This window comes from Microcoleus sp. BR0-C5 (assembly GCF_036705045.1).
Classification (GTDB): domain Bacteria; phylum Cyanobacteriota; class Cyanobacteriia; order Cyanobacteriales; family Microcoleaceae; genus Microcoleus.
Genome location: NZ_JAUBTR010000003.1, coordinates 1 through 14240 on the forward strand (window position 1 = coordinate 1; position 14240 = coordinate 14240).

The 14240-nt window shown below is 46.7% G+C and carries 11 protein-coding genes; 8 read left to right on the top strand and 3 right to left on the bottom strand.

Annotated features, from left to right (window positions below):
• Window positions 1-2393, top strand: a 2393-nt coding sequence (locus QUB08_RS01780) for a CHAT domain-containing protein (protein WP_333222945.1), incomplete at its 5' end; no start/stop codon positions are given.
• 537 nt (window positions 2394-2930) lie between these two features.
• Here QUB08_RS01780 and QUB08_RS01785 read toward each other — a convergent pair.
• Window positions 2931-3752, bottom strand: a complete 822-nt coding sequence (locus QUB08_RS01785; protein ID WP_333222947.1) for an SDR family NAD(P)-dependent oxidoreductase — start codon at window positions 3750-3752, stop codon at window positions 2931-2933.
• Between the two features lie 814 nt (window positions 3753-4566).
• Window positions 4567-6000 (bottom strand): carotenoid oxygenase family protein, encoded by a 1434-nt coding sequence (locus QUB08_RS01790; protein ID WP_333222949.1) that lies wholly within the window; start codon window positions 5998-6000, stop codon window positions 4567-4569.
• Window positions 6001-6073: 73 nt separating this feature from the next.
• On the opposite strand from QUB08_RS01790, the gene QUB08_RS01795 reads away from it, so the two are divergent.
• The 7 genes from QUB08_RS01795 (at window position 6074) to QUB08_RS01825 (ending at window position 13656) form a co-directional block, all read left to right on the top strand.
• A complete protein-coding gene (locus tag QUB08_RS01795) occupies window positions 6074-7090 on the top strand; it encodes an LD-carboxypeptidase (RefSeq protein WP_333223263.1) in 1017 nt (338 codons plus the stop codon).
• 99 nt (window positions 7091-7189) lie between these two features.
• The gene (locus QUB08_RS01800) at window positions 7190-7951 is read left to right on the top strand and encodes a class I SAM-dependent methyltransferase (RefSeq protein ID WP_333222951.1); all 762 of its coding nucleotides are present in this window, start codon (window positions 7190-7192) and stop codon (window positions 7949-7951) included.
• 221 nt (window positions 7952-8172) lie between these two features.
• On the top strand, window positions 8173-9174 hold the full coding sequence (locus QUB08_RS01805) for a cytochrome c oxidase subunit II (protein WP_333222952.1): 1002 nt from the start codon (window positions 8173-8175) through the stop codon (window positions 9172-9174).
• Window positions 9175-9252: 78 nt separating this feature from the next.
• Entirely contained in the window at window positions 9253-11058 is a 1806-nt protein-coding gene (gene ctaD / locus QUB08_RS01810) for a cytochrome c oxidase subunit I (protein WP_333201323.1), read from the top strand.
• Between the two features lie 129 nt (window positions 11059-11187).
• The gene (locus tag QUB08_RS01815; protein ID WP_333222954.1) at window positions 11188-11811 is read left to right on the top strand and encodes a heme-copper oxidase subunit III; all 624 of its coding nucleotides are present in this window, start codon (window positions 11188-11190) and stop codon (window positions 11809-11811) included.
• A 75-nt stretch (window positions 11812-11886) separates the two neighbouring features.
• Window positions 11887-12261 carry a hypothetical protein gene (locus QUB08_RS01820; protein WP_333222956.1) on the top strand — a complete coding sequence of 125 codons (375 nt, stop codon included), beginning with the start codon at window positions 11887-11889 and terminating at the stop codon, window positions 12259-12261.
• A gap of 165 nt (window positions 12262-12426) precedes the next feature.
• A complete protein-coding gene (locus QUB08_RS01825; protein ID WP_333222958.1) occupies window positions 12427-13656 on the top strand; it encodes a hypothetical protein in 1230 nt (409 codons plus the stop codon).
• Window positions 13657-13670: 14 nt separating this feature from the next.
• On the opposite strand, the gene QUB08_RS01830 is transcribed toward QUB08_RS01825, so the two are convergent.
• Complete coding sequence (locus QUB08_RS01830; protein ID WP_333222960.1) at window positions 13671-13970, bottom strand: (2Fe-2S) ferredoxin domain-containing protein; 300 nt, start codon at window positions 13968-13970, stop codon at window positions 13671-13673.
• Between the last annotated feature and the right edge of the window lie 270 nt (window positions 13971-14240).

Genomic DNA, 14240 nt, shown 5'->3' on the forward strand with positions numbered 1-14240 from the left:
AAAAACAAAAAGCTTTGGAGTATTACAGCCAGTCGCTGCCCCTGAGTCGCGCAGTGGGCGATCGATCCCAGGAAGCCGTCACTCTCAACAACATCGGTTTAGTCTACTCAGAATTGGGAGAAAAACAAAAAGCTTTGGAGTATTACAACCAGTCGCTGCCCCTAAGTCGCGCAGTGGGCGATCGATTGCAGCAAGCCCTCACCCTCAACAACATCGGCGCTAACTACTCAGATTTGGGAGAAAAACAAAAAGCTTTGGAGTATTACAGCCAGTCGCTGCCCCTGAGTCGCGCAGTGGGCGATCGATCCCAGGAAGCCCTCACCCTCAACAACATCGGCGCTAACTACTCAGAATTGGGAGAAAAACCAAAAGCTTTGGAGTATTATAACCAGTCGCTGCCCCTGAGTCGCGCAGTGGGCGATCGTCGCCGGGAAGCCCTCACCCTCAACAACATCGGCACTAACTACTCAGAATTGGGAGAAAAACCAAAAGCTTTGGAGTATTACAACCAGTCGCTGCCCCTGAGTCGCGCAGTGGGCGATCGATCGCAGGAAGCCGTCACCCTCAACAACATCGGTTTAGTCTACGCAGAATTGGGAGAAAAACAAAAAGCTTTGGAGTATTACAACCAGTCGCTGCCCCTAAGTCGCGCAGTGGGCAGTGCTGGAAAGGAAGCTCAAACACTTTACAACATTGCTTATACCAAGCGCGATTTAGGAAATCTTACCGAAGCCCTCAACGACATCGAAGCCTCTATCAAAATCATCGAAAACCTCCGCACCAAAATTACCAGCCCAGAACTTCGCACCTCATACTTCGCCACCGTACAGGACTACTACGAATTCTACATAGACCTGTTAATGAAACTGCACAAAACTCAACCAAAATCCGGCTATGATACTAAAGCCTTAGAAGCCAGCGAACGTTCTCGCGCCCGCAGTCTCCTCGAACTCCTAAAAGAAGCTAACACCAACATTCGTGAAGGCGTTGCCCCCGAATTGCTGCAACAAGAACTGCGCTTGCAACAACAACTCGATGCCATTGAAAAGCGCCGTATCGAAGCAGTCAGCCGCCCCAATCCCAACCAGGATCAATTCGCAGAAATCGACAAACAGCGCCTCCAATTATTGCAAGAATACCAGCAAAACCAAACTCAAATTCGCAGCGCCAGCCCGCGCTACGCCGCCCTCACCCAACCCCAACCTTTAACCCTCGCCCAAATCCAAAAACAAATCCTCGATGAAAACACAATTTTATTGCAGTATTCCCTCGGCGAAAACCGCAGTTATTTGTGGGTTGTGACATCAACTGGGCTAACTAGCTATGAATTACCAAAACAGGTTGACATTGAAACAGCAGCCCGCAATTTACGAGACGCAATAACTAGCCCAATCCAGAGAGATATTCCCCAAAAAGTTGCCCAAGCGAGTGCCAATTTGGGTCAAGTGATTTTACAACCCGCAGCAGCCCAATTAGGAAAAAAACGCTTATTAATTGTTCCCGACGGCGTGCTGCACTATACCCCTTTTCCAGCTTTAACTCTTGCCACTACCGCCGGAGAAAATACCAATTTTCCCTTAATTGCCGAACATGAAATTATCACCCTGCCTTCTGCCTCAACTCTCGCCATTCTCAGGCAAAATTACGGAGATAGAAAACCGCCCAGCCAAAGTTTAGCAATTTTAGCCGATCCTGTTTTCGGTCCAGACGATGAAAGAATTAAAGGAAAAATCACCCAAGCAACCAACGAAAAATTAGAAGCAAACAACCTCGGTTTAAATCGCTCGCTTCGTGCTTCTAATCGGCAATGGCCGCCCGAACGCCTACCCTTTACCCGCCAAGAAGCCCAAACAATATTAACTTTATTCCCCTCAGCTTCTAGCCGTCAAATATTTGATTTTGATGCCAGTCGCACTACTGCTACCGACGGCAGTTTAGCCAATTATCAAATCATTCACTTAGCCACCCACGGCCTTGCCAACAGCAAAAATCCCGAACTGTCAGGAATTGTGATGTCGATGGTAGATGACAAGGGCAATCTTGTCAATGGCTTTTTGCGCCTCACGGATATTTTTAACTTGAAATTAGCGGCAAATTTAGTGGTTTTAAGTGCTTGTCAATCGGGAATGGGACAGAATGTTAAAGGCGAAGGAATGGTGGGATTGACTAGGGGTTTTATGTATGCGGGGGCGCAGCGGGTGGCGGTGAGTTTGTGGAGTGTGGACGATGAAGGTACGGCGGTGTTAATGCAAAAGTTTTATCAGAACATGCTGCAAGAAAAGTTAGCACCAGCGGCAGCTTTGAGGGCGGCGCAGATGGAAATGATGCAAGAGAAAAAATGGCAATCTCCCTATTATTGGGCGGCTTTTACCTTGCAAGGGGAGTGGAAATGATATACAGCACTTTTGCTGGTAAGTAAGTACATAGCCCTTGTAGGGACACGGCAATCCCCATTGGTGTCAACAAACACGTTAAACCGGTAGTCCGACAATCCGACAGTCCGACAATCCGACAGTCCGACAATCCGACAGGGAATGAATTCCCTGTCTAATAGCTAAAGTCCTCTGAAGAGGACTAATGAGTTTAAAAATTCGACGTTGCTGGGCGTTGCTGAATACAGGTAGGAATTCATATTTCCCAATTGCTCTAAGACAAGTAGGGTGAGTTTTGTAACTTCCGAGAAAAGTTGATTCCTACCGTGAATCAGCAACGTCAAAAATTCTTCTTCCCAGTCCTCTTCAGAGGACTTTAGCTATTAGACAGGGGTTTCAACCCCTGGCGGACTGGCGGACTAACGGGTGGGCGGGCTGACAGCTTAAGTTGACACCAATGGCCGAAGAGCCCGGAACGGGCAAGATGCCCGTTCCACAAAGAATGAGTTTTCTTGTGGGGAGTAGGGGTTGGGCCGAAGAGCCCGCCCCTAAAAAAGTTTATCGCCCGCTAGCCAAAGCCTCGCGCAATTTGCGGCCCCGCGATTTATCCCGAAGTTCTGGAGTTGCCATCCGCAACACAAAATCCAGCAACCAAGGCGCAATTCGGTGACACCAAACTGCTAGATGACTTTGCCATCCTACCAAGATTTCCGGCGCATCTTTGTGCAATCCCGCGACAAGTGCTAGGGCAACTTTTTCGGGAGTTGTGGGCACTACCCACCGGAATTGCTCTAAGTCTCGCACCATGTCGGTATCTGTTAGAGATGGCAGCAAAGCTGTGACTCGAACATTGTACTGAGTTAACTCGCTACGCAAAGCTTGGGTGAATCCCAAAATCGCAAATTTGGTAGCAGAATAAGTCGCCATTGTGGGAGCGGCAATTTTGCCCATTAAGCTGGAAACATTGACGATTGTTCCCTCTTTTTGAGTCGCCATTCGCCGAGCTATCAAGCGGGTAATTGTGTAGGTTCCGAGCAAGTTTAAGGCGATTTCTTCCTCGATTAATGGCAGCGGGGAACGTAAGAATGATGCTTGGTGGGCGACGCCTGCACAGTTGACTAGCAGGTGAATGGGGCCGCAATCTCGCCAAGCTTGGGCGATCGCAATATTCACCGCTACTGACTGAGTTAAATCCAAAGCTAACGGCACTACTTCTGTGCCAAAAACATCGATTTCCTCTGCCAGTTCAATTAATTGCCTGCGGTTGCGCGCCACAATCAACAAACGTTTGACTCCTTGTCTCGCTAATTCCAGGGCGATCGATCGCCCAATTCCGCGCGAAGCTCCTGTAACAAGAGCTGTTTTTCCTTGAAGTTGCATAGATTAAACCTTTTGGTAGATGCTCACTGCGGCACGGAGTTATGAGTTGTGAGTTGTGAATTATTAGTTATGAGTTGAATGTTTTGGCGGTAACAACTCATAATTCATAATTGTTGGAAAGCCTATCTTGTTTCGATAGACATCATTTACTTGTGGGGTTAACTCAAAACTAAAAACTTTTGAATCGCTAACGTGCGCGTGAGCTGAACTAAACTTTTGGTTTGCCAGAAATCAGTTAATTATCTGGTCTTTTAACCTCATGCCAGCAGACAAAGCTGAGATGGGCAAACCTAGTCAGAAATCCTGGCCCAGCGGGCTTTATTACCGCTTTTCTTCAGTTCGCGGAGGCGGACTTTGCCTGTGTAGCCGCGAATAAACTGGCCGGAGATTGGTTATCAGCCGGGGATTTCTTCAGTCGGCGGAGGCGGACTTTGCCTGCATAGCCGCGAATTTATTCACCGGGGAGATTCACCGCGAATTTGTCATTTACCGGGGTTCGAGAACCCCTCTTTCTTCACTCCGTGGAGGCGGATTTTGCCTGTGTAGTCGGGAATATACGCCGGGGATTGGTTATCCGCCTGGGCTTTATTACCCCTCTTTTTTTAGTCCGCAGAGGCAGACGATATCCTGTGCAGCGGCGACTTACAATCGCCGGGGATTCGTGCGAATTGGCACAGGATAATTGAGCAATGCAGATTATCAATTCCACACCTCCTAGATATGAGAATTTCCTATCTACACACACCTTAACAACTTGACAGAGAAGCGGCAACAATTTTTAATAAATCTTCCGCAACACTTCTTTACAATTTTCTCAGACTGCCGATTTCCAAGTGCCGTGAAAGCCCAAAGGTATGACACCGGGCAATCCTAGCTTGCAAACAGGAGCGCGATCAAGCCCTTCGCTGTCAAATATCCAGACTTCGCTGCTATCAGAATTGCCGTCATAAATAACTGTTACTATCCAACCTTTTTCCGAGGAAATATCTGGAACGTAGATGGGCTCTGTGGGATAGCGATTTTCGCCACAGTCGGCAATTGTGAGATTGCGGCTTTGCGTGTCGAAACGGGCGATCGCACCGTAACGTTCCGGTACAATATCAACGTCAGGCCGATACATTGCCAGATAAATATATCGTGCGTCTTGTCCTACTTCGTCCGCAGGTACAACCGGAAACTCACAAGGTTTATCCAACAATTCTTCTATTCCTGTCACTTTCCCCGTCTGAGGATTGAGATGCACCCTCCACAGAGTACCCTCCGCATCGGTGCTAGTTTCACCAGTCGGTACTTCTTTCAGTCGCTGATTAGTTTGAAAGTCAGCGAAGCGCACAAAATCTACCGCCACCGAACCATCTTCCTTCACAAAACCATTAGCAAAATGCCACTGAAACCAAGGTTCGGTTTCGCCGCGACTAACTAAAGATAGAGTTTCAGAGTCAAAAATTAATATCTGAGTACCTAACTCCGGTTTCCACTTAAAGGACTCGCTATAACTGCTAATTCCCGTTAACAATGGCAAAAAATTGACTTGCACCGGCGGGATGAAAAATATCAAATACTTTTCCGCAAAAACAAAATCGTGGAGCGCGTAAATTCCATCTAAAGCAACTGTTGATTGTTGCACGACTTTGCCAGTAAAATCGCTTTTATACAGATTCAACTTTGTAGTCGCACCGTTGGTAACTCCAAAGTTGAAAATATTGCCAGTAATCGGGTCGCGCTTGCAGTGAGCAGAATAAACAAATTTACTATCTAAACTGCCTAAATCGTCCGTTCCCTGAGTTTCCAGGGTTTGCAAATCGAGGCGGTGAGGCGGGCCACCTTCCCACAATGCCAAAAGGCGATCGGGCAAAGCTAAAACTGAAGTATTGGCAGCATTTTTAACAGATTTAGTCCACCGTAACCACGCAGGACCTGGTGCTGTCATGCCATAATTACTGTAGAGAAATTTATCAGCTTTTTCTTCAGCTAGATATCCCGCTGTTTGCACGTAGCGATAAACAGCCGTAGCACCGACATCGGTAAAATGTACTGCCAAAATTGCACCGTCGCCATCAAACCAGTGTCCCGCAGCAACACCGCCGCGTTGCAAACGTCCGGGCCCGTTACGGTAAAGAGTGCCGCGCAATCCTTCGGGAATTTTACCAGTTTTAACCGATAGCTGAGTCAGCGGAAACTCTGCAGCCGGACGCGCTAAAGATTTAGCCCAAGATTTTTTAGCGGAGATTTTAGTGTCGGTTTTCATTGTAAACTCGCAATTTTAAACTGATATGACAGAAATTTTGCTATACAATTATAGCAAAAATTACCTAACACCTATGACTCTCCGCCGCCGTGCTCTGCTCACAACTTTTGGGCTGACTGCTATTGGTACTCAGCTTTTGCCACTCGCCCAAACTAGCCTATCTCCCAAAACTGCGATCGTTAAGCCGCGCCGCCTGCAAGTTGGCGATACTATAGCTTTAATCAATCCTGCCGCTTTCAACTATAAAAAAGAAATCGAGGATTTTTTTAAAGTTATCGAAAAGCTGGGTTTAAAAGTTAAATTGGGAGAGCATTTTTACGACCGCTACGGCTATTTAGCGGGCAAAGATGCCGATCGCGCCGCCGATGTCAACGCAGCCTTTGCCGATGACTCAGTGCGAGCTATTTTTACCGGGATGGGCGGCTGGGGCTGTGGTCGGATATTGCCGCTCCTGGATTACGATATTATCGGCAACAATCCCAAAATTATTATGGGATTTAGCGATATTACTGCGCTATTATTGGCGATTTATGCTAAAACTAATAGAGTTACTTTTCACGGCCCTTTAGGTGCGTCAACTTGGAGTCCCTTTACAGTGGATTACGTCAAAAAAGTTTTGTTTGACGGAGGCTCTGTGACCATGCAAAACTCCAAAAGCGTGCAAGTTGAAACAATCGGGCGCGGAACCGCTAGGGGAAAACTCATCGGCGGCAATTTATCAGTAATAGCAGCAATGGTCGGTTCTGCATATTTACCGACATGGGAAAACAGTATTTTGTTTGTTGAGGAAGTTGGCGAAGAGGTTTATCGCATCGATCGAATGTTGACGCAGCTTAAATTAGCGGGCATTCTCGATCAAATATCAGGTTTTATTTTCGGACAGTGTACCAAGTGCGAAGCTGAAAAACCCCAAGAGTCCCTAACCTTGCCTCAAGTCTTGTCCGACCACATTCGCCCTTTGAATATTCCTGCGTGGTATGGTTCAATGGTGGGACACATCCGGGAGCAGTTCACTTTGCCGATCGGTCAAGAAGTTGAAATCGACGCTGACTCTGGTACAATTAAATTGTTAGAATCCGCTGTCAGCTAAATCTTAAACTATTCTCGATATTCGCAAGGCTCTTCCTCTGGTTCTGCATTACCGCGCAGAGCCTGGTAATGAAAAATTAAACATACAATTAGGACGATCGTGAAAAACCGACAATTAATCAAACCGCTAGCAGCAATTATCTTAGCAATAATGTGCCTGTTGCCGCTCAATGCCTGTGCAGCAGCAGAAGCAAGTAAAACCGCCAATGGCGACCCAATTTATCAACAGCGAACTGTCCACAATCCAGACGGCATCGGCAAATTTTACATGGGTCGAGAAATTGCCCAAGTCATGGGATATCAAGGCGCTAGTTGGCTGGAAAGACCGTCTCGCGGCATGGAAGAAAAATCAGCTCGATTAGTCAACAATCTCGATTTAAAACCAACTGATATTGTAGCAGACATTGGAGCGGGAACGGGATATTTTAGCTTTCGCATCGCTCCCTTAGTTCCACAAGGAAAAGTTTTAGCAGTTGACGTGCAGCCGGAAATGATTAATTTTTTGGAATTGAATAAACAAGAAAAAAATATCGCTAACGTTGAGCCAGTTTTGGGCAGTATCGACAATCCGAATTTACCGGAAAACAGCGTAGATTTAGTTGTGATGGTCGATGCTTATCACGAATTTGCATATCCCAGAGAAATGATGCAAGGAATTGTGAAAGCACTCAAACCGGGAGGCCGCACGGTATCGATCGAGTATCGGGGCGAAAACCCGCTGATTCCCATTAAAGGTTTGCACAAAATGACGCAGAAGCAGGTAAAAAAAGAAATGGCCGCCGTCGGTTTAGTATGGAAAGAGACAAAAGATATGTTGCCCCAGCAGCATTTGATGGTGTTTGAGAAAAAATCTCAAATTTAGCAGCCAAATAAAGCGTTTCTATACCATTTTTACTCATTTTTGTCAAGGTACAAAAGACGTATTTTTGAGGCGCGCAGGCGATCGGTCAAAAATTATAAGCCTTAAGTAACCCTTAAGAGAGACATTTTACTAAAAATACCATTTACAATTAAAAATTGATAACCCAGAGGCGCTTCCTTCATTTTTCAAGCGAAGAAGTGTCGCTATTAAGAAGTACCAGCGTGAACATTCCAAGTTCCATCCTCACCATGCTCGCCGGCATCGGAGTGACTCTGATCAGTCTCTGGTACGGGCAGAATCACGGTTTAATGCCGATCGCCGCCTCTGACGAAGCATCCGACATAGACGCACTTTTCAATACAATGATGACCATTTCCACTGGACTATTTATCATGGTCCAGGGAATTCTCATCGTTGCTGCAATTAAATATCGCCGCCGTCAAGGAGACAATACAGACGGGCCGCCTTGGCATGACAACTTTCCCTTAGAAATTCTTTGGACAGCCGTCCCGGCGGTGATTATTTTAGGAATCGGAGTCTACAGTTTTGAGATTTACAACTCAATGGGAGGCCTCGATCCGATGGGCAATCACGACCACGGCACCATGCAAGCGCACTCTAAAATGCGGGGAAGTGCGATCGCAGCCACACTCTCAGATACACCCCAAAACGCCCCTCAAATTCCGTCTCAAAAACTCGTTGCTTTAGGCGTAGGCGCTTCCCCAGAAAATGAAGACAAACCAGCAGACTTAGTTGTAAATGTCACAGGTTTGCAGTACGCCTGGATTTTTAGCTATCCAGAAAGCGGCGTTAGTTCTGGCGAACTGCATATGCCAGTCAACCGCGACGTACAGCTAAATATCTCAGCTCAAGACGTGCTGCACGCATTTTGGCTGCCGGAATTTCGCCTCAAACAAGATGCAATTCCCGGGCGGCCGAGCGAACTGAGATTTACACCAACTAAAACCGGCGAATACCGGGTTGTTTGTGCTGAATTGTGCGGCGCTTATCACGGAGCGATGAAAGCTGTAGCAGTCGTTCACACGCCCGAAGAATTCGACGGTTGGCTGCAAAGCCAGCAAGTTGCTAGCAGTCAAAACTTAGAGCAAGCAGTTGCAGTCAATCCAGGGGAATTGTCAGACGGTGAATTTTTGGCTCCCTACGTCAGGGAAATAAAAATTAATTCCGAAACCCTCGAACAACTCCACCCAACTCATCACTAAAAATAGTCATTAGTTCCTGGCACTGGGTCTTTGATCCTGAGCTAATAACTAATGACTAATAACTAATGACTAATAACTATGACACAAGCACAGTTCCAAGAAAGTGCCAACACAGAAGCTCGCGGAACAGCGCCCGCCGATAGACATTGGCGCGACTACTTCACTTTTAATACCGACCACAAAGTCATCGGTATTCAATACCTGGTAACAACATTTATTTTCTATCTAATCGGCGGCGTGATGGCAACCTTGGTGCGAACAGAACTCGCCACCCCCGACTCCGATTTTGTCACCCCCGAACTCTACAACAGTTTATTTACTGTTCACGCCACGGTGATGATCTTCCTGTGGATCGTACCCGCCGGAGCCGGATTTGCTAACTTTTTGATCCCCTTAATGATTGGGGCAAAAGACATGGCATTTCCCCGGCTGAATGCCGTTGCCTTTTGGATGATTCCCGTAGGTGGCGTGTTGCTGTTGAGCAGTTTTTTGGTAGGAGCTCCACAGGCGGGTTGGACTTCCTATCCGCCTTTGAGCTTAGTTACTGCTCAAGCGGGGGAAGAAATTTGGATTCTCAGCGTTTTAATTCTGGGAACTTCTTCGATTTTGGGGGCGGTGAATTTTGCCATTACCATCTTCACCATGCGGGTTCCGAGCATGGGTCTCAATGATATGCCTTTGTTTTGCTGGGCGATGATTGCGACTTCAGCGCTGACTTTGATTGCTACTCCAGTCTTAGCCGCAGCTTTGATTTTGCTGTCGTTTGACTTGTTAGCAGGGACGGCATTTTTTAACCCGACAGGCAACGGCGATCCGATCGTCTACCAGCATTTATTCTGGTTTTATTCGCACCCGGCAGTTTACATTATGATTATGCCCTTTTTCGGGGTGATTTCAGAAGTTTTGCCGGTGCATTCCCGCAAGCCAATTTTTGGTTATTTGGCGATCGCATATTCCAGTCTCGCGATCAGCTTTTTGGGCTTGATCGTGTGGGCTCACCATATGTTTACCAGCGGCACTCCCGGCTGGCTGCGGATGTTTTTTATGATCACGACTATGATCATCGCCGTACCAACTGGGATTAAAATATTTAGCTGGTTGGCAACTATTTGGGGAGGAAAACTCCGGCTTGTCAGCGCCATGCTATTTGGGATGGGTTTTATCTCCACATTTGTGCTCGGCGGCATCACCGGGATCATGGTGGCTTCCGTACCTTTCGACATTCACGTTCACGACACTTATTTTGTCGTCGCTCACCTACACTACGTGCTGTTTGGTGGCTCAGTGTTTGGCATTTACGCTGCTTTTTACCACTGGTTCCCCAAAATGACGGGGCGGATGATTAATGAATTTTGGGGTAGAGTTCACTTTGTTTTAACCTATGTTGGCTTTACGGTAACTTTCCTGCCGATGCACGCTTTGGGGATGCAAGGAATGCCTCGGCGGGTGGCAATGTACGACCCGAAATTTACCACAATTAATGTCATTTGTACTGTCGGTGCTTATATGCTGGCAGTGTCTACAATCCCGTTTATCATTAATGTGATTTGGAGCTGGAGGTACGGCCCGAAAGCAGGTGACAATCCTTGGCAAGCTTTGAGTTTGGAATGGATGACGACTTCGCCGCCCCCGATCGAAAATTTTGAAGGAGTGCCGGTATTGGCAACAGGGCCTTACGATTACGGCATGGAAAAAATTCAGAATACAGGGGAACGTCTCAGACTTAAGTTGAGGGAAAATGCCACCCGCAACGCCCAGAAAACAGGTATTCCTATTGCGGAGGCTCAAGCTTCAACTTTCTTTGGCGGTACTGCAACTTTGGTCGCTCCTGAATCAGAGATAGATGTTGATTCTCCTGCTGATGAAAGTCAAGATGGCGAATAGTTATTAGTCATCAGGCATTAGTCATTGGGCATTGTTGACTGTTGACTGTTAACTAATGACTGATGACTAATGCCAACTGACAACTGACAACTGACAACTGACAACTGACTTCTTCATTACCAATTTCTTATGCAAATTCCAGCGATCGATCCGACAAAAACAGCCCTAAATTACCACCACGAGGGCGAAGTAGAAGCACACGGCGTCGAGCATCCCGACCACCGAATGTTAGGTGTAATTGTGTTCCTGTGCGCTGAAGGCATGATATTTTTCGGTATGTTTGCCGCGTATTTGATTTATCGGGCGATGGCCCCCGTGTGGCCTCCTGAAGGTACGCCGGGGCGAGAGTTATTGCTGCCGGGAATTAATACGGTGATTTTGATTGCTAGCAGTTTTGTGATTCACAAGGCTGATACTGCAATCAAAAAGAATGATGCCGCCGGAATGCGGAATTGGTTGCTCGTAACTATTGCTATGGGCGCAGTTTTCTTGGCAGGTCAGGTTTACGAATACACTCATTTAGAGTTTGGCTTGACGACGAATTTGTATGCCAGTTGCTTTTACGTTTTGACTGCTTTTCACGGCTTGCACGTTACGTTTGGAGTGCTGCTGATGGCGGGGGTGGTGTGGCGATCGCGCATGCAAGGTCACTATTCTAGCGAGCACCACTTCGGAATCGAAGCGACTGAGATTTACTGGCACTTTGTCGATGTGATTTGGATTGTTTTGTTTCTGTTACTGTATATTTTGTGATCCCAGAGGCTTTTGGGCCTCTGCCACACGAGATTTGTATGACCCCCAAGTGGGGGTTTTTTTATTGTTTGGAAAGTGCGATCGCCTTTCATTCACGCTCTCACAGCCGATCGCGCTAAACTAAAAGTAGCAATTCTCCTATCCAACAGCATTGAGAAAATTATGCAGTGCGAATTGTGCGATCGACAAATGGAAGCATTAACCGCCCATCACCTCACCCCCAAACAAAACACCAAGCGCAAAAACGAAGATCCCAGCCCGACAATCGACATTTGCTCAGCCTGTCACCGCCAGATTCACTCTCTATTTGACAACAAACACCTCGCCCAAGAGCTCAATACTCTGGAAAAGCTCAAAAATGACCCTGAACTCCAGAAATTTGTCTCTTGGATTAAGAAACAAAAAACCGACAAACGCATTCAAGTACGCGGCAAAAAAGCTCGATCGTAGGGATCGAGCTCAGATATATAGTCCTGGACGCCGTTACTGTCTCAAAGCCTATTTATTCATAAATTTTTAGTTTCCCAACCCAAAATTTTGCAGCGCAGCCCGGTTTGTTTGCGTAAATCCTAGTATAGTGATTTACTTATTTGTAACAAGCTGCCAACAATTATCATGAACCTCACCTCCCTCGAACTCGCAAAAGACCGAGCGCGCATCTTCAAAAACTACCTCCAAATGGAAATAGATGCCCAAGCTAACATCAACAAACTAGCTTTTTTAGACAGGGGTATTGAAAAATCCCCTTACCAACAACACATTAAAAACTATCCCGATTATCTCAAACAGAAACCCGACGGCTTAAAAGTAATTAGCTCTATTCCCGACCCCAATAATCCCCTCAAACCTACTCCGTTTCCCAGCCTGGGAGAACTACCTCAAATTAACTCTCAAGCTTTAAATTTCCTCCACGAAGACATCAAACAAGCCTGCGTTTGCATTGGTACTTTTGTAGATGGCAAAATTCAGGCGCAGTGGCTGGGAAAAAACGCACTTACCAAAGCTGAACAGTGGAGTGCCACTAAAATTATCGCACTCCTTAATATCGTCAGTCAAGTAAATACCAAATATCCAGACTGCGACATTGACAACTGCGTTGTTAGAGATGGCAACGGGCTAAGACACGATTTTTACTTTTACGATTTAGCAAAAGACATGATTAGCTATGCCTCAAATATAGCAAGTTCAAACTCCTTAGCTGCGATGTTCAAACGCTTCGATACTCGCATAGGATTAGAGCAATGGCTGAAGAGCGCTACTGGCAATAATGACCTAATTTTTCGCGGGGATTACGGCGAAAATCCTTATCACAACAACCCCAAAATCTTCGATATCACCAAAAAACAAGTGCTGCTAAGTGCGGCATTAAACAGTACCAAACAAAGTAATACCGTATCTGCTTATGATTTGACCAGGCTAATTTCCATGTTAGGATGGCACTTCCACATCGAACAGCGATCGCGCATGAAAGCATCTCAGTGGAACAGCTTAGAAAGCATTGTCAGAGCAATGGGACATGACAGCGCTCGATATGTGGACGTAGCAATTAAAACTTTGGGGATGGATACTCTCATCACTTCTCCAGTAATTATCTCAAAATTGGGTTACGGACTCAGCTCGATCCGGGGAACCCTAGAAACAGTTTATGTGGCTTTAGTGCGGTTTGTTGACGAGCGACCGAAGGCAGCGGGAAAGCCCGCAAAACTCAGAACTTTAGCCATGACTTTGCGGGCTGAAAAAGTTTTAGACGGTTCCAGTGTCGATCGCTTGGCGATCGAACTCGACGCCAGATTTTGCGCCGAAGTCACGGAAATTCTCCGCCGATTGTTTGCGGAAGAATTTTAAAGGCGGGCGATCGACTAATGAGAAAGTCGGTGAAACTTGCGATAAAGCATCCTCTCCACTGGCTTTCCTCCCCGCAAATGTTGATCAGTTATTGTCGCAACTTCCTCCTGGCAAACACCGCTGTACCAAACCTCTTCTGGCAGCACCAAAACCATAGGCCCGTTGCCACACTGTCCCAAACAACCGCTAGCAACAACTTCAACTTCTGAGGGCGACAATTTCTGAAAAGCTGCCAGTACCTTTGCTGAATTTTGCTTGCGACAAGTGCGGTTCTGGCAAACAAGAACTTGCCTAGAAGATTGGATAATTTTCATATTTTTTAGTTGACAGTCTGGTACATATATGGTATTTTTTTATCATGGGAATAGGTCTGGCCATATACAGCGTATTCCAGATTTATGAAGTAGAGTAGGGACACTCCAAAAGCCCATAGGTGTCAACTTAACGTCAAACGTAATACCGGTCTGCTGTTTGACGATTAGGCATCGATCCCCCCGGCGCCAAGGGTGGGCACGGGGAGTAGGGGTCGCACCGCCCCTAGGTCGGGGGGGGACAGGAGTCTTCTCAAAGTCCCCCTTCTTAAG